General features: G+C 63.6%; 22 protein-coding genes, 1 tRNA gene, 1 other RNA gene and 1 pseudogene. 9 read left to right on the forward strand and 16 right to left on the reverse strand.

The window, feature by feature from the left end; all coding sequences use genetic code 11:
* Positions 1-51 precede the first annotated feature (51 nt).
* The 7 genes from ACGYLI_RS06955 to clpS all read right to left on the reverse strand — a co-directional run bounded on the left by ACGYLI_RS06955 (position 52) and on the right by clpS (position 4,903).
* A complete protein-coding gene (locus ACGYLI_RS06955) occupies positions 52-987 on the reverse strand; it encodes an acetamidase/formamidase family protein (protein WP_394418366.1) in 936 nt (311 codons plus the stop codon).
* Positions 984-1,952: a Gfo/Idh/MocA family protein gene (locus tag ACGYLI_RS06960; RefSeq protein ID WP_394418368.1), complete on the reverse strand. Its 969-nt coding sequence runs from the start codon at positions 1,950-1,952 to the stop codon at positions 984-986. Before ACGYLI_RS06960 ends, ACGYLI_RS06955 begins: the two co-directional genes overlap by 4 nt.
* 75 nt (positions 1,953-2,027) lie before the next feature.
* Positions 2,028-2,459, reverse strand: coding sequence for an acyl-CoA thioesterase (locus ACGYLI_RS06965; RefSeq protein ID WP_394418370.1), 432 nt, complete (start codon positions 2,457-2,459; stop codon positions 2,028-2,030).
* 137 nt (positions 2,460-2,596) lie between these two features.
* A tRNA-Met gene (locus ACGYLI_RS06970) sits at positions 2,597-2,673 on the reverse strand.
* A gap of 90 nt (positions 2,674-2,763) precedes the next feature.
* A complete protein-coding gene (locus ACGYLI_RS06975; protein WP_067268615.1) occupies positions 2,764-3,564 on the reverse strand; it encodes an SDR family NAD(P)-dependent oxidoreductase in 801 nt (266 codons plus the stop codon).
* Between the two features lie 19 nt (positions 3,565-3,583).
* Positions 3,584-4,576 carry a class I SAM-dependent methyltransferase gene (locus ACGYLI_RS06980; protein WP_394418372.1) on the reverse strand — a complete coding sequence of 331 codons (993 nt, stop codon included), beginning with the start codon at positions 4,574-4,576 and terminating at the stop codon, positions 3,584-3,586.
* Positions 4,577-4,579: 3 nt separating this feature from the next.
* The gene (gene clpS, locus ACGYLI_RS06985) at positions 4,580-4,903 is read right to left on the reverse strand and encodes an ATP-dependent Clp protease adapter ClpS (protein ID WP_067268646.1); all 324 of its coding nucleotides are present in this window, start codon (positions 4,901-4,903) and stop codon (positions 4,580-4,582) included.
* A gap of 156 nt (positions 4,904-5,059) precedes the next feature.
* Here clpS and ACGYLI_RS06990 point away from each other — a divergent pair, with 156 nt between their 5' ends.
* From ACGYLI_RS06990 to ACGYLI_RS07000, 3 genes and pseudogenes are all read left to right on the forward strand, one after another.
* Positions 5,060-5,314, forward strand: a complete 255-nt coding sequence (locus ACGYLI_RS06990; RefSeq protein ID WP_394418374.1) for a hypothetical protein — start codon at positions 5,060-5,062, stop codon at positions 5,312-5,314.
* Positions 5,296-5,766 (forward strand): annotated as a pseudogene (locus ACGYLI_RS06995) (HAD family hydrolase); the annotation flags it as partial. The gene ACGYLI_RS06990 and the pseudogene ACGYLI_RS06995, both read left to right, overlap by 19 nt.
* Positions 5,767-6,029: 263 nt before the next feature.
* Positions 6,030-7,493, forward strand: coding sequence for a D-alanyl-D-alanine carboxypeptidase family protein (locus tag ACGYLI_RS07000; protein WP_394418376.1), 1,464 nt, complete (start codon positions 6,030-6,032; stop codon positions 7,491-7,493).
* A gap of 117 nt (positions 7,494-7,610) precedes the next feature.
* On the opposite strand, the gene ACGYLI_RS07005 is transcribed toward ACGYLI_RS07000, so the two are convergent.
* From ACGYLI_RS07005 to ACGYLI_RS07020, 4 genes are read right to left on the reverse strand one after another with little or no spacing between them, the layout of a single operon-like run.
* On the reverse strand, positions 7,611-9,191 hold the full coding sequence (locus tag ACGYLI_RS07005; protein ID WP_394418378.1) for an ABC transporter ATP-binding protein: 1,581 nt from the start codon (positions 9,189-9,191) through the stop codon (positions 7,611-7,613).
* Positions 9,188-10,294 (reverse strand): ABC transporter permease, encoded by a 1,107-nt coding sequence (locus tag ACGYLI_RS07010; protein ID WP_271688359.1) that lies wholly within the window; start codon positions 10,292-10,294, stop codon positions 9,188-9,190. The genes ACGYLI_RS07005 and ACGYLI_RS07010 overlap by 4 nt, the downstream gene beginning before the upstream one ends.
* Positions 10,294-11,385, reverse strand: coding sequence for a microcin C ABC transporter permease YejB (locus tag ACGYLI_RS07015; RefSeq protein ID WP_067268603.1), 1,092 nt, complete (start codon positions 11,383-11,385; stop codon positions 10,294-10,296). Before ACGYLI_RS07015 ends, ACGYLI_RS07010 begins: the two co-directional genes overlap by 1 nt.
* A gap of 9 nt (positions 11,386-11,394) precedes the next feature.
* Positions 11,395-13,323, reverse strand: a complete 1,929-nt coding sequence (locus ACGYLI_RS07020; protein WP_394418380.1) for an extracellular solute-binding protein — start codon at positions 13,321-13,323, stop codon at positions 11,395-11,397.
* 266 nt (positions 13,324-13,589) lie between these two features.
* On the opposite strand from ACGYLI_RS07020, the gene ACGYLI_RS07025 reads away from it, so the two are divergent.
* On the forward strand, positions 13,590-14,843 hold the full coding sequence (locus tag ACGYLI_RS07025; RefSeq protein ID WP_394418382.1) for a GAF domain-containing protein: 1,254 nt from the start codon (positions 13,590-13,592) through the stop codon (positions 14,841-14,843).
* A 29-nt stretch (positions 14,844-14,872) separates the two neighbouring features.
* Here ACGYLI_RS07025 and ACGYLI_RS07030 read toward each other — a convergent pair whose 3' ends face one another.
* Positions 14,873-15,694 carry an alpha/beta fold hydrolase gene (locus ACGYLI_RS07030; RefSeq protein ID WP_394418384.1) on the reverse strand — a complete coding sequence of 274 codons (822 nt, stop codon included), beginning with the start codon at positions 15,692-15,694 and terminating at the stop codon, positions 14,873-14,875.
* Positions 15,695-15,818: 124 nt separating this feature from the next.
* Complete coding sequence (locus tag ACGYLI_RS07035) at positions 15,819-16,319, reverse strand: cytochrome c family protein (protein ID WP_271688362.1); 501 nt, start codon at positions 16,317-16,319, stop codon at positions 15,819-15,821.
* Positions 16,320-16,473: 154 nt separating this feature from the next.
* Between ACGYLI_RS07035 and ACGYLI_RS07040 the strand changes: the two genes are divergently transcribed.
* A complete protein-coding gene (locus ACGYLI_RS07040) occupies positions 16,474-17,331 on the forward strand; it encodes a prephenate dehydratase (RefSeq protein ID WP_394418386.1) in 858 nt (285 codons plus the stop codon).
* 16 nt (positions 17,332-17,347) lie between these two features.
* Here ACGYLI_RS07040 and ACGYLI_RS07045 read toward each other — a convergent pair whose 3' ends face one another.
* Together ACGYLI_RS07045 and nudC are read right to left on the reverse strand one after the other, a co-directional pair.
* Positions 17,348-17,821 (reverse strand): SRPBCC family protein, encoded by a 474-nt coding sequence (locus tag ACGYLI_RS07045; RefSeq protein WP_394418388.1) that lies wholly within the window; start codon positions 17,819-17,821, stop codon positions 17,348-17,350.
* A 72-nt stretch (positions 17,822-17,893) separates the two neighbouring features.
* Entirely contained in the window at positions 17,894-18,862 is a 969-nt protein-coding gene (gene nudC, locus ACGYLI_RS07050; RefSeq protein WP_394418390.1) for an NAD(+) diphosphatase, read from the reverse strand.
* 165 nt (positions 18,863-19,027) lie between these two features.
* Here nudC and ACGYLI_RS07055 point away from each other — a divergent pair, with 165 nt between their 5' ends.
* On the forward strand, positions 19,028-20,872 hold the full coding sequence (locus tag ACGYLI_RS07055; RefSeq protein ID WP_394418392.1) for a 5'-nucleotidase C-terminal domain-containing protein: 1,845 nt from the start codon (positions 19,028-19,030) through the stop codon (positions 20,870-20,872).
* 37 nt (positions 20,873-20,909) lie between these two features.
* Positions 20,910-21,007: signal recognition particle sRNA small type (gene ffs, locus ACGYLI_RS07060), an RNA gene on the forward strand.
* A gap of 130 nt (positions 21,008-21,137) precedes the next feature.
* Here ffs and ACGYLI_RS07065 read toward each other — a convergent pair.
* A complete protein-coding gene (locus tag ACGYLI_RS07065) occupies positions 21,138-21,971 on the reverse strand; it encodes a neutral zinc metallopeptidase (protein ID WP_209216555.1) in 834 nt (277 codons plus the stop codon).
* A gap of 63 nt (positions 21,972-22,034) precedes the next feature.
* On the opposite strand from ACGYLI_RS07065, the gene ACGYLI_RS07070 reads away from it, so the two are divergent.
* A complete protein-coding gene (locus tag ACGYLI_RS07070) occupies positions 22,035-22,397 on the forward strand; it encodes a YidH family protein (protein ID WP_394418394.1) in 363 nt (120 codons plus the stop codon).
* Between the two features lie 77 nt (positions 22,398-22,474).
* Positions 22,475-24,235 (forward strand): DNA polymerase III subunit gamma/tau, encoded by a 1,761-nt coding sequence (locus ACGYLI_RS07075; protein ID WP_394418396.1) that lies wholly within the window; start codon positions 22,475-22,477, stop codon positions 24,233-24,235.
* Positions 24,236-24,246 lie beyond the last annotated feature (11 nt).

Consider the following 24,246-nt stretch of genomic DNA (forward strand, 5'->3'; position numbering starts at 1 on the left):
ACGCGAAAGGGCCGCAGCGATGCGGCCCTTTTTCTTGGCGAGGCGGCGCGGTTAACCGCCGATCAACTCTTTCGCCATCATCATATGCACGCCCTTCTCGCGGTTCACCGTCTGGGTGATCCGCAGATCGCCCGCCAGCGAACAGAGCACATAGGCATCCTCGCGGCTGATCCCCGCGCGTGCAGACACCAATGCGATCATCTCGCGCAGGGCCATCTCCGCGCAGCGGTCGAGGTCGGGGGCCATGCCCATGGTGATCACATGGCTCAGCGTTTCGGCCTGCGGATAGCTGAGTGTGCGGTCCTTCAACACGGTCAGACAGAAACGCCCCTGTAGCGCCGTCTCAATCGCCGTGACACAGACCTCCCCATCGCCCTGCGCGCCATGCCCGTCCCCGCAGGAAAACAGCGCCCCTTCGTTGAAGACCGGCAGGTAAAGCGTGCTGCCCGCCCCCAGTTCCTTGTTGTCCAGATTGCCCCCATGTTTGCGCGGCTCAATGGTGGCGATCCGGCCCCATTCGGGCGGCGGCGCCACGGCCATCACGCCAAAGAACGGGGCCAAGGGCAGTTCCAGCCCCCAAGGCAGCCGGGCGACGCCCCGCTCTGCATCCAGCGGGATATTGCTGTGATAGGTCTCGGGGAAATCCTGCGGCAGCGTGCCTGCCAAGGGGCGGATAAAATTATACCCCCAGTCCTGCCGCAGCGCGACATCAAGGATTTCGACCTTCAGCACATCGCCGGGCATCGCGCCTTCGATGGCGACCGGCCCGGTCAGGATATGGCCCGGCATCGGCGGCGGGCCTGCTTTGTGGATGTCGTAGAGTTCGGGTGGGACGTGGAAGCCCTCGGGCGGCAGGCAATTGGGCGCGCCAGAGACGGTGTTGATGATCACCTCTTCGCCGCTCTGAATGGTCAGCGCAGGCGGGCGGCGGGCCTCGAAATAGCCCCAATGGCAGGTCTCGGGCGAAGATTGCAGCGTGGCAGTCATGACTGCGCCCCCCGGTTGGCCAAGATGCCTTCGATCAGTTCTTGCACCCGCAGCGCTTCCTCTGGCGTGGCCAGACGGCTGGCCTTGCCCGCCATCAGCAGCGCCATGTCGTCAAGCTGCGCCTTGAGGCTGGTGGCGCGGGTGTCGGCGGGGGCGTCGCTGGTCGGCGCGAAATCCTCCCCGGTCGAGACGGTGTCGATGGAGAATTCCGAGATGCGGCGGCTGGCCTTCGCGCCTTTCACCGTCACCTCCTGCCGGTCCGGCTGCGCGCCGCCGACAGAACCGAGGATCGAAACCGGCAAGCCCTCCGAATTGACCAGCCGCGCCGCCACATGGGTCTCGCAGAGCTTGTCGTCAGGGTATTCCGCATGGGCCCATTGCAGGGTCAGCGGCCCCAACACCCGCTCGCTCAGGAACAGGAAATGCGAGATCACCTCGCGCGTCATGCCCCCCTCAGCGGCAAAGCGCAGCCAATCGGCATCCACCTGCCACGCGCGGGGCCATGCCGGATAGGTCACGATGATGTCGATGCCGCAAAGATCGCCAAGCACGCCCTCTTTGATCGACCGCGTCAGATCGGTCAGCGCCGCCCCCGCCGCTTGGGTAAAGTTGACCGCCGCCGGAACGCCTGCGGCCTGCAACTCGGCGACCAAAGCGCGGCTCTCAGCGATATCCACGCCAAGCGGTTTCTCAAGGAAGATCGCCTTGCCCGCCGCCGCGGCTTCAAGCGCATAGGCTTTGCGCGGCACCGGGGGGCAGGCGAGATAGACGAGATCGACATCGGCCATCGCTTCGGACGCCGTGGCGGAGACAACCGCCTCCGGCGCGACCTCTTGCGCGGCGGCGCAGGCCGCGGGGTCGGGATCCCACATGGTGGTGACCGTGAAGTCAGGGTGCAGCACCATGTTCTCGGCCATGCGCCGCCCCATGATCCCCAATCCGATTACCGCAGTCCTGATCGTCATCTCTGTCTCCCTCAATTTGCAGCGCGATAAGACGCTGCAATCAGGGGAACTTCAACTGCTCACGGCGCGATTGCTTCAGGCAAGGTCGGCGCGGACCAGTGGTTTGACTACGCGGGCCAATTCTTCGGGCGCGGATTGGCTTTTGAACACATCCGCGATGGTAAAGACGCAGGTGAAAGACCCTTCGAAACACAGCACCCCATTCTGCCGCGCCTTCATGCCGAAGGTGATGGATTTATTGCCAAGCCGCGTCGGATAGGTTTCGCACATCAGCTTGTGCCGCGGGGTGACCGGGCTGCGGAAATCCATCGACAGGTTGACGAAAGGCGTGCCGATATTGCGGTCGATCTGAAGCTGAAACCAGCCATCACCGTCGAAATGCGCCTCCCACCACGCGTTGATCGCATCCAGCGCGAAATAGGGCAGCCGCGCGGTATAGGCGATCTGCGCCGGGTCACAATCGCCCCAAGTGACGTTGATCTCGTGAACGAAGTTTTCCGTGGTCATAAGGCTGCTTTCATTCTGCTCAAACCCGCGCGGGGCATGGGCTATCTTCTATCCCTTCCAGCCCCATGCGCAACCCAAGCGCGGAGCACACGCAGCAGCGCTGACGCCGGATGTTCATCTGAAACAAAGGGGGAGGATGGTGGCGTTACCTGGATTTGAACCAGGGACCTAACGATTATGAGTCGTTCGCTCTAACCAACTGAGCTATAACGCCGTGGCGCGTCGGATAAGGCAGCTTGGCATTGGGGTCAAGGGCGAAATCTGGATGGATTTCACTTTTGCCGCAGAAAACTGCCGCCCGCCCTCAATGCGCGGGGGCCGAGACCACATCAAGCAGGGTGCGCCCGCCGTCGATGGTCATGATTTCGCCGGTCATGAAGCCCGAACTTTCAGCGGCGAGGAATTGCACCGCCTCGCATAGCTCGTTCGGCCCGGCGATCCGGCCAAGCGGCGTATGCGCGCGGATGTCATCGCGCCAATCGCGGTTTTCAGCCACGGCGGCGCGGAGGGACGCGCTCATCACCGAACCGAAAGAGATTGCATTCACCCGTATCCGATGCGGCGCGAGCACCAGCGCCAGAGAGCGGGTCATCTGCTGCACCGCCGCCGAGGCGATGGCATAGCCCATCATATCCGGCTGGTGGCGCTGTGCCGCGATAGAGCTGAGGTTGATGATCGACCCCACCTGCCCCTCGGTCTGGCCCTCGGCCTGTTTGATCATCCGCCGCGCCACCTGCTGCGACAATTGCAGCGCCGTCATCAGGTTTTGCTGCAATAGCGTCTCGACCGAGCCGTCTTCCACATCCAGCGGATCAGTCGGCATCACCTGCCGCGAGGCATTCACGAGGATATCGACCTGATCGTAAGCGTCGATCGTGGCCGAGACGAGGTTGGCGATGGTCAGTCGCTGGCGCAGATCACCGGCGAAAACGCGGATATTGCCGTCGTCCGGCGTGTCGCCCAGCTCTTCCATCAGCTTTTTCTCGTTGGAATCGGCGCACATCACATTGGCGCCTCGGTCGGCCAGATGCCGCGCGATGGCAAGGCCGATCCCGTCCGCCGCGCCGGTGATGATGGCTGTTTTACCAGAGATCGAGAATGACATCGGGATACCCCCTTTTGGCTCAGCGGCGCCGGGTCAGCGGGCGTGTGGCGTGGAACATTTTGAACCGCGCATCGCCTCCAAGCTCGGCCACCTGAGCAAAGCGTTTCTTCAGTTCCGCCTCATAGGGCAGATGCCGGTTGGCCACCATCCACAGATCGCCCTGCCCCGAAAGAATGCGCGCGGCGGCGGCGACAAAGGCCTGACCGATCTGCGGCTCGGCAGCGCGGCCTGTGTGGAAAGGCGGGTTCATCACCACGGTATCCATCCGGTGCGGGGGCTGCCATTCGGTGGCATCCTCCCAATGGAACACGGCGCGGTCATCGGTGACGTTATGGCGCGCACATTCCAACGCCATATGCCCGGCCTCGACCAAATGCACCGTCTTCACCTTGGGCCGCGTCAAAACATGCGCGGAAAGGAACCCCCAGCCTGCGCCCAGATCGGCCACTTCAGCCCCGAGGTTATCGGGCAGCACGTCCACCAAAAGCGCCGAGGCCAGATCGACCCCATCGGCTGAGAACACCCCCGGCGCGGTCCAAAAGCCGCCTTCGGTCTGGGCCGGGCCAGCCTCCCAATCGGTGAAAAAATCGCTCGCGCCCGCGTCGATCCAGTAAAGCTTGCCATGCGCCTTGGAGATCGGCCCCTGCACCGTCACCCGCGCCCGCATCTCGCGCAGGATGGAATCCGCGCCATCGGTCTTTTGCCCATCGACCACCACCGGCCCATCGCTTACGGCACAAGCTTGGGCCACCAAAGCGCGGGCCTCATGTTTGGCGCGCGGCAGACAGACGATGGCCGCAGCATAGCGCCCCTCGATCGAATGCGCCGCCTCATAGCCCCGCGCTGTCCATGCGTCATAAGCAGGTTTGAAATCGTGAATGATCTTGCAACGCTCGGGCGGAAGACCGGCCAAATCCGCATCCACGGGGGGCTGAAAGACAGCGATCACCCCAGTTTCGGGCAGGTCTAGCCCACCGCCGTTCAGGGCCAGTTCCAGTCGCGGATCAATCACGTGTTATTCTTCTTTTTCCATGGTGCATTGCAGCGGATGCTGGTGACGCCGGGCGAAGTCCATCACCTGCGCCACTTTCGTCTCCGCGATCTCGTGGCTAAAGACGCCAACCACGGCGAGCCCCTTCTTGTGAACCGTCAACATAATCTCGAACGCCTGCGCGTGGTTCAGGCCAAAGAAACGTTCCAAGACATGCACCACGAATTCCATCGGGGTGAAATCGTCGTTCAGCAACATCACCTTGTAGAGCGGCGGGCGTTTGGTCTTGGGGCGGGTCTTGGTCAGCAACTCGCTGTCGTCGTCATCCTTGGGGCCGTCGGCCATCATCCACGCGCCCGGCGCGGACCGGCCTGAGGGCTGGATCGTCCAATCTGCTTTCACGTCGTCACGGTGCATTGCTGCTCCTGCGGCTGGGGGTAGAGCTTGTTCGTCGTGCAGCCGTCTATATAACCCCTGAACCAATTTAGGAAAGAGGCAGCACATATGGGCGGGGCACTCACCACCATCGGTTTCGATGCGGATGACACATTGTGGCATAATGAACGCTACTTTGCACTCTCTCACGACCGTTTTGCAGCCCTTCTCGCCGAACATAGTGAACGCGACCACCTGATGGCCCGGCTGCTGGAGGCCGAACGGCGCAATCTGCCGCATTACGGCTATGGGATCAAAGGCTTCACCCTGTCGATGATCGAGACCGCAATCGAGGTGACCGAGGGCAAAGCCCCGCCGAGGTGATCAACGATCTGCTCGCCGCCCCGCGCGAGATGCTGGACCATCCCATCGAATTGCTGCCCCATGTCGAGGACGTGCTGGAAAACCTGCGCGGCAACTACCGGCTCATCGTGGTGACCAAAGGCGACCTGCTGGACCAAGAGCGCAAACTGGCACAATCGGGCCTGCGCGACAGGTTCGACGCGGTCGAAATCGTCTCTCACAAGACCGAAGCCGCCTATCGCCACATTTTTGAGCAGCATGGCCAAGGTGCCGAACGGGGGCTGATGGTTGGCAACTCGATGGCCTCCGACGTGCGCCCGATGATCGCGGCAGGCGGCTGGGACGTCTATGTGCCTCACGACCTCACATGGGCAATGGAACATGCCGAAGCGCCAACCAATTCCCCCCGTTTCGCCGAGATCAGCGACCTCTCAGGCCTCCCAGAAACGATCGAAAAGATCGTGTCGGGGTGACTCGCCCCCGCGCCTGAGTCGTTCTGACACATCGCCGAAAATGCCGCACTGCGGGCCAATTTCCGCCCAATTCTTGCCTTATTCGCGCTTATAGTGGGTTGATGTGTGCAAGCCTCTACATATTGGAGGAGAGATCCGCCCCTTTTTCCCCTGTTCACTGGATTCGACGGCTTCCGCGATGCGGCGTCCTATGCTAGCCTTGAACCAATTAATAAATGGTCAGCCAGAAATCGGCGACCTGAGGCAGTAAAAGGCAGGCAAATATGAAGGCTCGGCGCATTCAGCCGGCCCGTTACGGGCTATTTCTATTCGCAGCACTCTGGGTTCTGGTTCTCCTGCCCCTCAGCGCGATCGCTGCCCCCTACGCCGCCTATGTCATCGACGCCCGCACCGGCAAAGAAATCCACGCGGAGAATGCCGATACCCGCCTGCACCCGGCTTCCCTGACCAAGATGATGACCCTCTACATCGCCTTCCAAGCGGTCGAACGGGGGGAAATCTCTCTCGATACCCAAGTGACGATCTCGAAAAACGCGGCCTCCGAGCCGCCCAGCAAATTGGGCATGCGCCCGGGCCAAAAGATCGCCCTACGCTATCTGATCCGCGCCGCCGCCGTGAAATCCGCCAATGATGCCGCCACCGCGATCGGCGAGGCCATCGGCGGTTCTGAGGCCGCCTTCGCCCGCCGGATGAACCGCACTGCCAAACAGCTTGGCATGACGCGCACCACGTTCAAAAACATGCACGGGCTGACCGAGAGCGGCCACCTCTCCACCGCCCGCGACATGACCCGGATGGGCCGCCACCTGCTCTATGATTACCCGCAATATTACAACCTCTTCTCGCGCATCACCGCCGACGCAGGCGTGCGCAAGGTCTCCCATACAAACCGCCGGTTTCTGGGGTCCTACAAAGGGGCGGACGGCATCAAGACCGGCTACACCCGCGCCGCCGGCTTCAACCTCACCGCCTCGGCCGAACGGGGCAATGAGCGCATCATCGTGACCGTCTTCGGCGGTAAATCCACCGCCTCGCGCAACGCCAAAGTGGCCGAGCTTATGGACCTTGGCTTCCGCCGCGCGCCCTCCTCCGCGCCGCTGCGCAAACCGGTCCCGCCCGTCTACGCCGATGAGGAAACCGCCCCCGGCGCCGCAGGCAAAACGATCCGCCTCGTCGGCGCCGTCACCACCTCCAAACGCCCGCAACTGCGGCCCCGCAGCGATGTCGTGGTCGTGGCCACCGCCGCCGCGCCCGAAGCAACCAGCGTGGTCTCCAACAGCGATATCACCGCAGCGCTGCGCGAAGCGGTTGAAACGGCACCAACCCCGCCCGCCGCCGCGCCCATCCCAGAGGCCAATGAGGCCGAGGTCGTCATCGCCGCCGCCAAAGCTTCCCCCCGCCCCGAACCGCGCCCCAAGGACGTGACGCTGGCGGTACAACAGGCGGTAGAGCAAGAGATCGTGACCCGCGTCTCCACCTCCGGCGGGCGCCACTGGGGCGTGAACGTGGGCCGTTTCCCCAGCCGCTACGCCGCCGAGAAGGTCCTGCTGAAAACCGCACTGGCCGAAATGTCGACCCTCGATGGCACGCTGCGCAAAGTGGTCCGCCGCCCGCAAGGCTTTGACGCAAATTTCCTCGGCATGTCCCGCGAAAGCGCCGACCTCGCCTGCCGCCGCCTCGCCGCGCGCAACGTCAGCTGCTTCATGATCGGCCCGAGCGAAGGCTAAACGCGCAACCCGCGCCGCCCCTTCATCTTCATCCTTTTAAAAATACCGCGGGGGAATCGCGCCCCCGGCGCGATGGGGGCAGCGCCCCCCTCCCCTTTCCAGAAGAGTGACGCCCGCTTAACCAGCCGCCTGCAACAGGTTCCGCGTGTATTCCGTCTGCGGATTGTCATAAAGCGCATCAACCGGCCCGTATTCCACCACATCACCCCGCTTCATCACCATCACCTTATGCGACATCGCCCGCACGACCTTCAGGTCGTGGCTGATAAACAGATAGGCCAGCCCGTATTTCGCCTGCAAATCCCGCAGCAAATCAACGATCTGAACTTGCACCGTCATGTCCAGCGCCGAGGTCGGCTCGTCCAGCACCAGCAGTTTCGGCCGCAGCACCATGGCGCGGGCGATGGCGATGCGCTGGCGTTGACCGCCGGAAAACTCATGCGGGTAGCGGTCCATCGTCGCGGGGTCGAGCCCGACCTCGGTCATCACCTCGGCGACCAACTCGCGCTTGTCGCGCCCCTTGTCGATCTTGTGGATCGCCAGCCCCTCACTGATGATCTGGAAACAGGTCATCCGCGGGCTGAGCGAGCCGAAGGGGTCCTGAAAGACGATCTGCATGTCGGCACGCAGCCGGCGCAGCTTCTTGGTCGACCATTTGCGCAGGTCCTCGCCGCGAAAAGTCACCTCCCCTTCCGAGCCGATGAGCCGCATGATCGCCAGCGCCGCCGTGGTCTTGCCCGAGCCGCTTTCGCCGACGATGCCCAGGGTCTCGCCGGCGCGGATCGAGAGGCTGGTGTCGTTGACGGCCTTCACATGGCCCACGGTGTGGCGCAGCAGGCCCTTCTGGATCGGGAACCAGACCTTTAGGTTGTCGGTGCGCAGCACTTCGGGCGCATCCTCGGCCACGGGCGCGGGCGCACCCGTGGGCTCTGCGCCGAGCAGTTTGCGCGTGTAGGGGTGCTGCGGGTTGTCGAAAATCTCCGCCGTCGGGCCTTCCTCGACCACCAGCCCCTTCTGCATGACGAAAACCCGGTCGGCGATGCGCCGCACGATGCCGAGGTCATGGGTGATGAACAAAAGCCCCATGCCCATCTCGTCTTTCAGATCCTTCAACAGGTCGAGGATTTGGGCCTGAATGGTCACGTCGAGCGCCGTCGTCGGCTCGTCCGCGATCAGGATGTCGGGCTTGTTGGCCAGTGCCATGGCGATCATCACCCGCTGCCGCTGCCCCCCCGAAAGCTGGTGCGGATAGGCATCCATGCGGCTTTCGGCGTCGTTGATGCCGACTTGCTGGAGCAGTTCCAGCACCCGCGCCCGCGCCGCCTGACCTTGCAGCCCCTGATGCAAAGCCAGCGATTCCGCCAGTTGCTTCTCGATCGTGTGCAGCGGGTTGAGCGAGGTCATCGGCTCTTGGAAGATGAAGGAAATGTCGTTGCCGCGCACGTCGCGCAGCAGCTTGTCGTCGGCGCCGATCATCTGCTGGCCGTCGTAAGTGACCGATCCGCTGACCTCGGCGCTTTCGCCCAGCAGCGACACGGTGGAGAGCGCCGAGACCGACTTGCCCGAGCCGCTTTCGCCCACCAGCGCCACCGTCTCGCCCCGGTTCACGGCAAAGCTGACGCCGCGCACGGCGGGGATCAGCTGCCCGTCCTGCCGAAAGGAGACTTGCAGGTCTTTGACGTCCAAAAGCGCGGTCACGAGAAGGTCTTTCTGGGGTCGAATGCGTCGCGGATGCCCTCGAAGATGAATACCAGGAGCGACAGCATGATGGCAAAGGTGAAGAAGGCCGAGAAGGCGAGCCACGGCGCCTGCAGGTTCTGCTTGGCCTGCAGCGTCAACTCACCCAGCGAGGGCGCCGAGGACGGCAGGCCGAAGCCGAGGAAGTCGAGCGTCGCCAGCGTGGAGATCGTGCCTGTGATGATGAAGGGCAGCATGGTCAGCGTCGCCACCATGGCATTTGGCAGCATGTGGCGCAGCATGATCGTGCCGTTGCCCACGCCAAGCGCCCGGGCCGCGCGGACGTACTCAAGGTTGCGCGCGCGCAGGAACTCGGCCCGCACCACGCCCACCAATGCAGTCCATGAGAACAGTACCAGCAGCACGACCAGAAGCCAGAAACTTCGGCCCAGAATGGCGAACATGATGATGATGACGTAGAGCGACGGGGTCGAAGACCAGATCTCGATAATGCGCTGAAAGATCAGGTCGAGCCAGCCGCCAAAGAACCCCTGCACCGCGCCCGCGAGGATACCGATAAGCGAGGCCGCCCCGGTCACGATCAGGGTAAAGACCACCGACAGGCGGAAGCCGTGGATCACGCGGGCCATGACGTCGCGCTTGGTGCCATCGGTCCCCAGCCAGTTCTGCCCGTTGGGCGGCAGGGGTGCGGCGCCGGGGCGGTCCACGGCGGTGTCGTAGGAATAGGGAATGACGGGCCAGAGCGCCCAGCCTGTCTCGATCGCCTCGCCTTCGACCTCGCCATCCTCGGCGTCGAGGATGTAGCCCTCAGGATCGTCGAAACAGAGGTCCAGCCCGCCGGTGGCGATGAGGCATTGCACCTCCGGATCGCGGTAGGCGGCCTCGGTCTGGAAGTCGCCGCCGAAGGCGGTCTCGGGGTAGAAGTTGAAGATCGGCGTGTAATATTCGCCGCGGTAGCTGACGAGGATCGGTTTGTCGTTCGCCACGAACTCGGCCAGCAGCGAAATCCCGAACAGGATGGCGAAGATCCACAGCGACCAATAGGCGCGCCGGTTCGCGGTGAAATTGCGCCAGCGGCGCTGGTTCAGCGGCGACAACGCCATCAGCCTTCCCTCTTCTCGAAGTCGATGCGCGGGTCCACGAGCACATACATCAGGTCAGACAGGATGCCGACCACAAGGCCGATGAGGCCGAAGATGAAGAGCGTGCCGAAGACGATCGGATAGTCCCGCGCCACGGCGGCCTCGAAGCCCAAGCGACCCAACCCGTCGAGGCTGAAGATCGTCTCGATGATGATCGACCCGCCGAAGAAAACCGAGATGAAGACCGCCGGGAAACTCGCGATCACGATCAGCATCGCGTTGCGGAAGACATGGCCGTAAAGAACCTTGCTCTCCGACAGGCCCTTGGCGCGGGCGGTGATGACATATTGTTTCTTGATCTCGTCCAGAAAGCTGTTCTTGGTCAGCAGCGTCAGCGTGGCAAAGGCCGAGATCGTGGAGGCCAGCACCGGCAGAGTGATGTGCCAGAAATAATCGGCCACCTTGCCCAAGGGGCTGAGGCTGTCGAAATTGTCCGAGGTCAGGCCCCGCAGCGGGAAGATCTGCCAGTATGAGCCGCCAGCGAAGAGCACCAGCAACAGGATGGCAAAAAGGAATCCGGGGATCGCGTAGGCTGCGATGATCGCGCCCGAGGTCCATGTATCAAAGCGCGAGCCGTCGCGCACCGCCTTGCGGATGCCCAGCGGGATCGAGACCAGATGCGCGATCAGCGTGGACCACAGGCCCAGCGTGATCGACACCGGCAGCTTTTCCTTGATTAGGTCGATCACGCTGATGGCGCGGAAGTAACTTTCGCCGAAATCCAGCCGCATGTAGTTCCACAGCATGTGAAAGAACCGCTCCACGGGCGGCTTGTCGAAGCCGAATTCCTTCTCCAACTCCTCGATCAACTCGGGCGGCAACCCGCGCGCGCCGACATAGGTGCTGTCGGACCCGCGGGCCATGGTATCGACACCGGCGTCATTGTTGCCCCCGGCGAAACCGCCGAAGACGTCACCGCCGCCCTGAATCCGGGCGATGGCCTGTTCCACCGGGCCCCCGGGCACGAATTGCACCAGCGCGAAGTTGACCAGCATGATGCCGAACAATGTCGGGATCACCAGCAAAAGCCGTCTGAGGATATAGGCTCCCATTTGGTCGCCTTACCGCAAGGCGCCCGAGGCGCGCAACTGCTGGGCGGCCTCTTCGTCGTACCACCAGAAATCGAGGTATCCCAAGGCGTAGGGCGGGATCTCGGGGTGGTCGTACTGGTCGTAATAGGCCACCCAGTAGCTGTCGTTGTACCACGTCGGGATCATGAAGAACTCGTGCCGCAGCGCCCGGTCGAGGGCCATGAGGGCGGCGTCTTCTTCCTCGGCTGTCTCCGCATTCAAGGAAGCTTCGATGATCGTGTCGACCAGCGGGCTGGCAAGACCCGCCGGGTTGAACAGCGAGAACTCCGCAGCCTCGGACCCGTAGCGCTGCGTGAGGCCCGTGCCGGTGCCGAGGAAGGCGGCATAGGCGTCGTAAATCATGTCGTAGTCGCGGTCGCGCTCACGGGCGGTGTATTGCGAACTGTCCACCTTCTCGAGCCGGGCGTCGATGCCGATGGACGTGAGGTTGCCGACGAAATTCTCGATCACCGCCGAGATCGTCGGCGAGCCTGCGGAATTCATCAGGAAGTTCAGCCGTAGCGGCTCACCGGCCTCGTTGACGCGCATCCCGTTCTGCACGGTCCAGCCCGCCTCTTCCAGCAGCTTGGAAGCGCGGCGCGCGTTGCGGCGGTCCAACAGGCGCGCGGGGTCGGAGCTATGCGGCACCACGGCGGGCTCGCTCAGCAACTCCTCCGGCACCAGATCGCCGAGGCTTTCCAGAAGCGCCAACTCGGCCCCCTCGGGCGCGCCCTGCGCCATCAGCGGCGTGTCCTGCGTGAAGGAGGCGCGGTGGCTGAACAGCCCGTATTGCAGCGACTCGTTGGTCCACTCGAAATTAAACATCAGCGCCACGGCCTCGCGCACGCGGCGGTCCTGCAGCGTCTCGCGACCAAGGTTGAAGATGATGCCCGAGGGCGTGGGCGGCGAGCCGTCGGGCAGTTCGGCCTTCACGATGGCACCGTCACTCACCTTGGAGAAGTCATAGCCTGTGGCCCATTTCTTGGAATCCCCCTCGGCACGGAAGGTGTATTCGCCGGCCTTGAAGGCCTCGAAAGCCGAGGTGTCGTCGCTGAAGATCTCCAACCGGATACGGTCGAAGTTCATGCGGCCACGGTTGATCGGCAGGTCGCGGCCCCAGTAGTCGGGGTTGCGTTTCAACACGATGCGCTTGGTTAGGTCGACGCTCTCGACCATATAGGCGCCCGATCCGGGGGGCGGGTCCATCCAGCTGTCCTTGAGGGTATTACCGGTCTCCTCGAACCAATGTTTCGGCCATGCGGGCACGCCGCCCACCGTCTCGATCAAGCTGCGGCGCGAGATGCCGTCGGCGAAGTAGAACTTCACCGTGTGATCATCCAGCGCCTCGACCTTCGGGATGCGCTTGCGCACCGCGTCAGCGTAGGATTTCAGCCCCTCATCCAACAGCAGGTTATGCGAAAACACGATGTCATGCGCCGTCACCGGCGTGCCGTCCGAGAAACGCGCCTCGGGGCGCATGTGGAAGGTCACCCAAGACTTGTCCTCGGGGTATTCGAGGCTCTCGCAGAGCAGGCAGTAGCTCTCGCCATAGACATCCGCCGGCAGCGGCTCGCCCGAGGGGGCCTCTCCCAACAAGCTCTCGAAACCGAAGATCGAGAACAGATGCGCGCGGCCCTTGCCGGAATAGGGGTTCATCGAATCCAGCGTGCCGACGAAGGGGATCGAGATTTCCCCGCCCTTGGGGGCATCCGGGTTCACATAGGCGAAATGCTCGAAATCCGCCGGATAGGTCAGATCGCCGTAAAAGGAATAACCGTGGCTTTTGATGATCTTCTGCTCCTGTGCCGCAGCGGCACCGGCCAGCAGGGCCGCCACCATCAGCGTCAGCGTCGCGAGCCAGAGCGGCAGGTCATCAATGACCGAAGGACGGGTCGCGGCGCGGGTCTGGGCACGGGGCATAGGTCACTCCTTGGCGTGGCGTAGTCCGGATAGGCGTCATCTAGGCTAACGCTGTGCGACGCCAAGATACAAGTTGCGAATATGTAAGGTTGCCCCGCACGGGCGGTCCACCGCAAAGCATGCCCCGCGGATTGGCGGTTTCCCCCGCCCCCACTCGCGACAATGTGTAGCCCGCCGCCCCTGTATCTTCGCGGCCCAGCCCGTTTCTCGCCCTAAAGTTAACAGATTCTTCACTCAGGTTAACGATGCGTAAACTGGAGCTGACGATGAGAACCTACCCGATTCCCTTTAACGAAGAAGCCCGTCTGCGCGCCGTTTTCGATGTGCCCGGCCTTACGGCCGAGAACGAAGCACTGTTCGACACCATTTGCGAGGCTACGCGCCGCCTGCTTGACTGTCCGATCGCACATATCAGCGTCGTGGAGGCAGATACCCAATGGTACAAATCCGTGGTCGGCTACCCGTTGGGGCCGATGCCGAAAGATACCGGGTTCTGCAGCCATACAATCATGTCGGACGCGCCGCTGGTGGTTCCCGACCTCAGCAAAGACCCCCGGTTCGCGCGTCACCCCATGGTCGCCGAGGGCGGCCCCGAGGCGCGCTATTACTGCGGTGTGCCGCTGATCCTGTCGTCGGGCCACCGCTTTGGCAGCCTATGCGCGCTGGACCTGCAACCGCATGAGGCGCCTTCTGAGAAGCAGATCGCCCTATTGGAAGATATGGGCCGCATGGTGGTCGCGGCCCTTGAACGCTGCCAGCCGGACGCGTCCGAGCAAAAGGCCGACAACAGCGCCGAAGCCACTTTCCTGACGCTGGTGGGCCACGAACTCCGCACCCCGCTGACGGTTCTTTTCGGCAGTCTGCGCATGTTGGAGGCCAAGGCCGAACAGGGGGTCAATCCGCTCCTGATCCGCTCGGCCCGCCGGTCCGTCGACCATCTGAGCGCCCTGATCGAGACGATCATTTCCTACAGCAATGTCAGCACCGGCGAGCTGCGCCTGAACGAGCGGAAATGCAACCTGAGCGACCTGCTGCAATCGGTTTCTGCCCTGCATTTCGCCACCACGGATGCGACGGCCAAGACCATCACGCTGCGCGACAGTCTCCCGCTTGAGGAAATGCATATCGACGGCGACCAGATCGAATTGGCGGTGACGGCGCTTGTGCTGAACTCCGTCCTGCATGGCGGCAGTGAGATCGCTCTGGAGACGTTCAAGGACGCCGAGGGCAATATCGAGATCTCCATCGTCGACAATGGCTCTTTCGATGATCACGTCGATCTGGCCGAGCTTTACAGACCCTTCGTCGTCGGCGGCATGATGGATCATCGCAGCACCAAAGGTGGGCTGGGTCTTGGCCTGCCGCTGACCCGCAAGCTGATCGAAATGCACGGCGGGGATTTCGAGGTGCATGTGGAAGCAGGCCAAAGCCGCGCCGTGATCCGCCTGCCCGCTTGGCGCTGCGACATCGGCGGGATTGCCGCCGCGAATGCCACCGCCCCGGTGATCGCCGCTCAGTAAAGGCGAAACGGGGCGCGCCCCGCGTCCAATCACTGCCCGTCAACCGTGCGGATCAGCGCGTTGGTCTCTTCGGCCAGAATCTCTGGGTGATCCTCGGGCGTGAAGTGCTTACCCCCTTCGATCCGGCGCAGGGGCGCTTCCAGGTCTTTTGCCAGACGCTCCCCATACTCAATCTTTTGAAAATCATCCGCAGCGCCCCAGACGATCCGCGCGGGGATGTTGAGGGTGGGCAGCTTGTCCGCGATGGCTTTCGTGTCTCCCACGTCCAGCGACTGCGCCTGCCTGACAAAGGCGTCGGCCTCCCCGTGTTGCGCGTAATGCGGGGCGTGGGCGTCAAAGGCCGCTTCGGCGGCGGCGTCGGTCTCATGCCCCTTCGAGAACATCATCTTCAGCAACTGGTGGAATGAGCCATCGGGCGCATGTTTCGCCACGCCGCCGGTCTTGGCCACCGCGCTGACCAGCGGAACGGGCCACGAATCATAACTGATCGCATTGGTCAAAAGCAGCCCGCTGACCATCTCAGGGTGACGCACCGCCGCGATCTGCGCGACCCCGCCGCCGAGGTCATGCGCCGCGAGGATCGCGCGCGTGATGCCCAGATCGCGCATCCAAGCGACCAGATAGTCCGCCTGTTTGGCGACCGAGATATCGCGGCCCTCGCCCTGCGGGATTGAGGCCCCATAGCCCGGCATCTCCCAAGCGAGCACCCGACGACCCGTGATCTTGGGCGCGACATCCCGCCAAAGCGCGGGACAGGTGGGAATGCCGTGAAGCAGGATCACGGGTTCCCCCGCCCCCGTCTCTTCCCAACGCATTTCGATTCCATCGACCGTGGTTTTGTGGCTTTGCATGGCGCGTCTCCTTTCGGTGTGGACGTTTCATGGCCCAACACCTCCAGGGATAAGACGTTCCGCCCCGCCCAAACGCAAAAGCCGCCCCGGAGGGCGGCTTTCTCTCACGCGATGGCGCGGGATATCAGTTGGAAACGCTTTGCAGGTAAGCGATCACGTCGGCGCGGTCTTCGACCTTACGCAGACCGGCGAAGCCCATGGTGGTGCCGGGCGCGTAGCCTTTGGGGCTTTCCAAGAAAGCGCTCAGCTCTTCCGGGGTCCAATCGCCTTCGAGCGAGGTCAGCGCGCCGGAATAGCCGAAACCGTCAACCGAGGCGATATCGCGGCCAACGACACCGTCGAGGTGCGGACCAACAGCGTTGGACCCGTCGACCTTGTGGCAGGCGGCGCATTTGCGGAACACTTTCGACCCGCTGTCGGCATCGGCTTCGGCCATCACGGCTGCAAAATCGATCTCTTCGCCGCCATCGTCACCACCGGCGTCGGCCACTTCGATGACATAGGACGCTTCCCCATGTGCATCGGCGTGGTAAATCTCTTCACCCGCCCATTTGCCCAGCAGAAGTACCAACCAGGCGCCGAATACACCGGCTGCGATTTTGGTCAGGGTCATTGTATCGAACATGCGTCAGGGTCCATCACTTGGTATTGGCACCATGGGCGGGCCATGGTTCTTGGCATCGTTGCCCGCGTATCTATTGCTTTCCCTTGGCGCAGGCAAGGTGTAGTTACCGCGACCAATTGCCCTTCTCCGCGCCTTTTGCAGCAGGATACGATCCATGACCGCCCAGACCACGCCGCGCATCGCCTTCCAAGGGGCCCTTGGCGCCTATAGTCACGAGGCCTGCCTTCAGGCCTGCCCCGACATGGAACCGGTGCCCTGCCAATCGTTCGAAGGCGTGATCCGGGCCGTGAACGAAGGCCGCGCCGAACTGGCCATGCTGCCGGTCGAGAACACGACCTATGGCCGGGTGGCCGACATTCACCGCCTGCTGCCGGAAAGCGGGCTGCATATCATCGGCGAAGCCTTTGTGCGGGTGCGCATCGCTCTGATGGCCCGCCCCGGCGTGGCATTGGAAGACATCAAACATGTCCGCGCGCATCTGGTGCTTTTGCCGCAGGCGCGCAACTTTTTGCAGCAACATGGCATCACCTCTGAACCCGCCGCCGATTCCGCCGGGGCCGCCGCCGAACTGGCCGCGACCGAAGGCAGCACCGATGGCGTTCTCGCAGGCGAGGTCGCGGCAGAGATCAACGGCCTCACCGTGCTGGCCCGCGATATTGAGGATATGGACCATAACACCACTCGCTTTTTGCTGATGGCGCCTAAGATCGACCTTTCGCGCCGGGCCGAGCGGATGCTGACCACCTTCGTCTTCGAGGTGCGCAACATTCCCGCCGCGCTTTACAAGGCGATGGGGGGCTTTGCGACCAATGGCGTCAACATGACCAAACTGGAAAGCTATATGGTCGGCGGCTCCTTCACCGCGACGCAGTTCTACGCCGATATCGAAGGCCATCCCGAAGACCCGGCGGTGAAACGCGCGCTGGATGAACTGGGGTATTTCACCAACAAGCTGGAGATTCTCGGCGCCTACCCCGCCCATCCCGGCCGGGGCGCGCCGACCGGGATGTAAGTCTGGCCGCGCGGGCTTAGACCTTGACGCCGCCCGCGTAGCGTTCTTCCATCCCGCGGGCATATTCCGCTACGCGGTCCTTGTATTTCTGGGTCAGCGTGGACTTGGCCAGTTTGAGCGATTGCACCCAAAGCCGCGCCGACAGGGTCAGCGGCTTGACCTCAAGCGCCACCAAGACACGCGTGCTGTTGCGCGACAAGGGCATCAATTCAAAGGACATCTGCCCCGCCAACCCCTGCGACATGCTGTCGATCACCATCTCGTTGGGCCGGTCGAAGGTCACCATCTCTAGCGTCAACTCGCGCCGCTTGCCGCGCAGGGGAAAGACCGCCTTCCATGTCATCCCGACGCCGGGCTGATGCAGGGCATCGGCGCGCTGCACCTCGGCCCCGCGCCGCATCGCCGCCCGCTCAAAGCTCTCAAAATCGCACAACATGTCAAAGACAGCCTCAATCGGCGCTTCGATGTCTTCTTTGGTGGAGAATTTCATTCGGTCCGTTCCAATTCTTCTGCTCGCATTTGCCACCCGCGCCGCTTTGTCCGGGCCCGTCAGCGCGGTGTATCAGGTCAGTCTATCCGCAAGCCAGTTTTCCAGCAAGAAATGCGCGATGGCCCCGCGGCGAGCGGGCAGAAGCCGCGGGTGGCTTTCGGCAAAGACCTCCATCATCTCTTCGCGGGTGACCCAAAGCGCGTCTTCGATCTCAACCGGGTCGATGGTCAACTCCCGGCTCAACGCCTGCCCCGCACAACCCAGCATGAGGGACGCCGGAAAGGGCCATGGCTGGCTGGAGAGGTAGCGCACCGCGCCGACCTGCACGCCCGCCTCCTCAAAGACCTCCCGCCGCACGGCGGCCTCTACCGTCTCTCCCGGTTCGACAAAGCCCGCCAACAGGGAATACATCCCCTCGGGCCAACCGGGGGAGCGCCCCATGAGGACCGAGTTGCCGTGGGTGATCAGCATGATGACCACCGGATCGGTGCGCGGGAAATGCGCGCCGCCGCAGTCAGGGCAGACCCGTTGCCAGCCACCCTGTGCCAGATCGGTGGCGCTGCCGCAGCGCGCGCAATGGCGGTGGGTCTCGTGCCAGCCGAGGATCGCCTTGCCGCTGGCCGCCAGTTCGGCATCGCGTGGATCAAGCCATGTCATCACCCGCCGCAATTCGGCAAAGGCCATGTCATCGCCCAAAAGCGGATGGCGCTGTTCGCTGGGGTCAAGGAACGCGCCCAGTTGCGATTGATCCAGATCGGGGGGTTCCCAGCCGGAGATATCGACCGCAAAGCGCGGCGCCCCATCCTCGCGCCCCAGCAAGATCGCCGTGCCTTCGGCCTCTTGCAAGACGGGGTGATCCATCGCCAATCGCGCCAAAGCGGCGGGGCGTTCGGGCGCGATCAGCGGCTTGCCGCGCCAAAAGACCACCGCCCGCGCCGCCGGGTCGGCACGCAACTGCGCCAAGGCTTCCGGATTGCCACGTATCTCCCCCGCCCGATCAAGGGCCGAGCCTCCAAAGGTTACCGTCTCCGCGTGACGCATGGCGCTCTCCCGATACAGGCCCGATACAGGCTTTTGGCGTTTTGCCCAGCCATGCCACGGCGCATGCGAGAATGGCAATCCCAAGCCCCCTTGCCAGATCGGTTGAAATCTGGTCATATCAAAACATCTTTAAGTTGCAAAATTTAACGAGTACTTACCTTTTCGGTGAACAGGCGCAGCACATATGCCTCGACCGGTGTCGTTCCCCCTGAGGGTGGCATCCCGGCCGAGGCACGTCTGCGCATACTGGCCACGACGGACCTGCATATGCAGATCGTGGGGCATGACTATGTGGGCGACCGTTCGGTGGGCCATCACGGGCTGGCCGGAATCGCCACCTTGATCCGCACCGCCCGGGCGGAGGCGGCGGAACAGGGGGCCGCCTGTATCCTGCTCGACAATGGCGATCTGTTGCAGGGCAATGCCTTGGGCGACCAACTGGCGCAGATGCCGGTCACCCATACGCATCCGCTCGTCGCCTGTGTGAACCATCTGCATTATGACGGTCTGGGCCTTGGCAATCACGACCTCGACCATGGGCTGCCTTATCTGCGCGCTGTGGCCGGGGCGCTGGACATGCCGCTGATCTCGACCAATCTGCATCTGACCGACCCCGGCCCGCTGCGCCGTTGGGCCGTCGTCTCGTGTCTGCTGCCTGCCGTTGCGGGGCATCCCTCTTCTCGGCTGCGGGTGGGCCTGCTTTCGGTCCTGCCGGGCCGAACCGCGATCTGGAACCGCGAAGTTTTGGAGAACGAGGCCGAGATCATCTGCCCCCTCGAAAGCCTGCGCAGCGCCGCCCTGACGCTGCGGGCAGAGGGGGCCGATCTGACCGTGCTGCTGGCCCATTTGGGCATCGCCCATGAAGGTGAAATCACCACCGAAGAAGACATCTGCACTTTGGCCAAGATCGATGGGATCGACGCGGTGATCACCGGCCACACCCATCTTCGTTTTCCCGGAGAGGACCACGGTCCGCGCGAGGGGGTCGACACGCAGGCGGGCACACTGTCCGACCGTCCGGCGGCGATGCCGGGCTTTGGCGGGTCCGATTTGGCGGTGCTGGATCTGGCGCTTGAACGGGATGCGCAGGGGCGCTGGACGGTCTCGGGCCATCAAAGCCACCTGCGCGACAACAGCACACAAACGCTGGCCGATCCCACGGTGCTGAGCGCGGCACGGGTCAGCCACATTGGCGTGCGCAGACATCTGGAGGAGGAGGTCGGCCATACCGACACCGCGCTGCACAACTACTTTGCCCTCGCCATGCCCACCCCCATCGACGCGCTGAGCGCCCGCGCGCAGGCCGAGGTGATCCGCCAAGGGGTCGCGGGCACGGCGGATAGCGAGCTCCCGATCCTCGCCGCCACGGCGGCGCATACGGCAGGCGGGCGCGGCGGGCCGGGGCATTTCCTGCATATCCCGCCCGGCGCGGTGCAACGCCGCCATATCGCCGGGCTGCTTCCCTATCAAAACGCGGTCTGGGCGCTACGCCTCACCGGTGCCGACCTGCGACGGCGTTTGGAAAAAGCGGCAGAGGTGTTTGCTCCGCTCGGCAGCACCCCCGGCCCGCTACTCGACCCCTGCCGCCCACCGTTTCACTGCGACACGATTTTCGGCGTCACCTATGCCATTGACCCCTGCCGCCCCCGCGGCAGACGGGTCACTGCGCTGTCATGGCAAGGGGCACCGGTGAGGCCAGACCAGAAGTTTCTACTCGCGACCAACCAGTTCCGCGCGGCGGGCGGCGGCGGGTTTGACCGCGCGGCGAAGGATGACGTCGCCCTGCGCAGCCCGCTTCCGCTGTCCGACGCGCTGATTGCCGCTCTCGCTACGCCGCAGGCGTGCCCGTGGTCCGACGCGTCGCCATGGCGCTTTGATGCGGCGGGGGCGCAGGCGGTTCTCTATACCTCTCCCGAGGCCCTGCCCTTTTTACAAGACATCGCCCATCTGTCGCCCACCCCGCGCGGCATGACCGCCTCGGGCTTCGCCCAAATCGCGATCCGCTTGTGAGGCTTGCACTTCGTTCCATGCCCTCCTATATGGGCCTTGAGAGGTTGGTGCGGGCAAGCGCCTCGCCAACCCGGTCAGATCCGGAAGGAAGCAGCCGTAACGAGCCCCGCTTGGGTCGTTATCAGCCTCTCACCACCGTTGCATTGCGCAGCAATGCAACGCCCCGGCAGTCGCTTCGCAGAAGCGATGAGAGGGGTAGCTTCTCTTAATAAATGATGCATTCGAGAGGCGAGATGCCCCGCCCGTGGGCACCACGGGCATCGCCTCACAACCGATCCGCCTCAAACGTATCGCAGGCCGCAATCTGGCCACTCTCAAACCCCCGCTCGAACCAACGCGCGCGCTGCTCGGATGTGCCATGGGTGAAAGTATGCGGCTGCGGCACCTGACCGGCCTGTCGCTGCAAATGATCATCCCCGATCATCCGCGCAGCATTCAGCGCCTCTTCGAGGTCGCCTTTCTCCATCAAGCCTTCGACGTTCGAGGCCCAGATGCCCGAGAAACAATCGGCCATCAGTTCAAGCCGCACGGTCAGGGCATTCGCCTCAACCTCGGAAGACTGCTGCCGCATCCGGGCGACCTGCGGCAGAACGCCGATTTCGTTCTGGACATGGTGCGCGACCTCATGCGCAATCACATAGGCCGCCGCAAAATCACCCCCAGCACCAAGACGTTGGTCCAGCGTGCGGAAAAAGGCGGTATCAAGATAAGCCATATTGTCCGCCGGACAGTAGAACGGCCCCGTCGCTCCCGAGGCACCTCCACAGGCGCTTTGGGTGACGTTCTCGAACACCACAAGCTTGGGCGGCGTATAGGTTTCACCCAGTTGTTCTTGGAAAATACGGCTCCAGACCTGCTCGGTCGTGGTGAGCACGCGGGCGGCGAAATCGACCTGCGGGTCTTCGCTGTCGCTCAACGGGCGGGACTGTTGGACCTGACCGCCGCCTTGGCCGGTCAACAGCGGGGTCACGTCGATGCCGGTGAAATAGCCGATGGCCATGACTGCCAGAACGCCGACCAATCCAAGACCCCCGGCCTTGCCGGCCCGTCCGCTGCGGCGGATGACATTCTTGCTCCGCCCAATTCCACCCAACCGCATGAACCGTCCCTCGTCTTGTCAAAGCCTATTGCCACATGAACGCGCAAGGCGCAGTTTGGTTCAATGAGTGATAAGAATGACCTGGCCGAAGACCGCACCGACTGGGCCGAGGATCGCACGATCCTTGCCAATGAACGCACCTTTGCGGGCTGGATGCGCACCGGCATGGCCGCTGTCGCCGTGGCGATAGGTCTGCGCGCCGTGTTTGGGGAGTTCGAGCCGACTTGGGTGGCGAAAGCCGTGGCCTCGGTCTTCATTCTTGCCGCACTTTACGTCTACTGGGCCGCGCAGGCGTCGGCGGCGAAAACCCAAAGGCGGCTGAGCGACCATCACGCCAATGCCCAGCCCAACCGCCGCATGAAGGTTCTGGCGGCGATCCTCGCCTTTGCCTCAGCCGGGGTCGGCGCGATCCTCTGGATGCTCTGAGCGTTCCGCAAGCACGGTAGACGCCACGGCGCGGAGCGCATAGTTTACGGCCTTGACCGAATCCGATCTGGGGCACCATGACAGATACATCCGCCTACCGCGTTCTGGCCCGCAAATACCGGCCCGAAACCTTTGCCGATCTCGTTGGCCAAGACGCCATGGTGCGCACGCTGAAGAACGCCTTCGCCGCCGACCGGATCGCGCAGGCTTTTGTGATGACGGGCATTCGCGGCACCGGCAAGACGACGACGGCGCGGATCATCGCCAAGGGGATGAACTGCATCGGGCCGGACGGCAACGGCGGGCCGACGACCGACCCCTGCGGCGTTTGCGAACATTGCACCGCCATCATGGAAGGCCGCCATGTCGACGTGATGGAGATGGACGCGGCATCGAACACCGGCGTCGCCAACATCCGCGAGATCATCGATTCGGTGCATTATCGCGCCGCCTCGGCCCGGTACAAAGTTTATATCATCGACGAAGTGCACATGCTCTCGACCGGGGCGTTCAACGCGCTGCTGAAAACGCTGGAAGAGCCGCCGGAACACGTCAAATTCATCTTCGCCACCACCGAGATCCGCAAGGTGCCGGTGACGGTGCTGTCGCGCTGCCAGCGGTTCGACCTGCGCCGGATCGAGCCCGAGGTGATGATCGCGCTCCTGCGCAAGATCGCCACCGCCGAGAGTGCCGAGATCACCGATGACGCGCTGGCGCTGATCACCCGCGCCGCCGAAGGCTCGGCCCGCGATGCCACCTCGCTACTGGATCAGGCGATCAGCCATGGCGCGGGCGAGACCGGGGCCGAACAGGTGCGCGCCATGCTGGGGCTGGCCGACCGTGGCCGGGTGCTGGACCTCTTTGACATGGTGCTGCGCGGCGATGCAGGTGCCGCGCTGACCGAACTTTCGGCGCAATATGCCGATGGGGCCGACCCGATGGCGGTGCTGCGCGATCTGGCCGAGATCACCCATTGGGTCTCGGTCGTGAAGATCACGCCCGATGCCGCCGAAGACCCCACCATCGCCCCTGAAGAACGTGCCCGCGGCCAACAGATGGCTGAGACCCTGCCGATGCGGGTGCTGACGCGGCTCTGGCAGATGCTGCTGAAGGCGCTGGACGAGGTCGCAGCCGCGCCCAACGCGATGATGGCCGCCGAAATGGCCGTGATCCGCCTCACCCATGTGGCCGATCTGCCCTCGCCCGAGGAACTGGTGCGCAAGCTGCAAAACAGCAGCCCGCCCCCTGCCCCCGGTCCGGTCGGCGGCGGCGGCGGTGGCAATGGTGCCACGCAAGGCAGCAGCGGCGCGCAGGCCGTGCAACAGGCGCAGCAGCGCATGGCCTCCAACCCCGGCCCGCAGGGGCAGACCACGGCACTGGCGCAAGACCTCAACGCTGCGCTGGCCCGCTTTCCGACATTCGAACATGTCGTCGAGTTGATCCGCGTGAACCGCGACGTGAAACTGCTGGTTGAGGTGGAAACCTGCGTGCAACTTGCCGCCTACCAGCCGGGCCGCATCGAGTTTGTCCCCACCGACGACGCGCCGCGCGATCTGGCGCAGCGGCTGGGGCAGAAACTGCAACTCTGGACCGGCAACCGCTGGGCCGTCTCGCTGGTCAACGAGGGCGGGGCCGAGACCATCGCGCAGGTCCGCGACGCGCGTGAACTGGCGTTGAAGAAACAGGCGCAGGACCATCCGATGATGCAGGCGGTGCTGGCGCAGTTTCCCAAAGCCCGGATCACCGCGATCCGCACCCCAGAAGACATCGCCGCTGCTGCCACGGCTGAGGCGCTGCCCGAGGTCGAAGACGAATGGGATCCGTTCGAGGACGGTTGATACCCCGGCCC

Source organism: Sulfitobacter sp. 1A13421, assembly GCF_043557285.1.
Taxonomy (GTDB): Bacteria; Pseudomonadota; Alphaproteobacteria; order Rhodobacterales; family Rhodobacteraceae; genus Sulfitobacter; species Sulfitobacter faviae.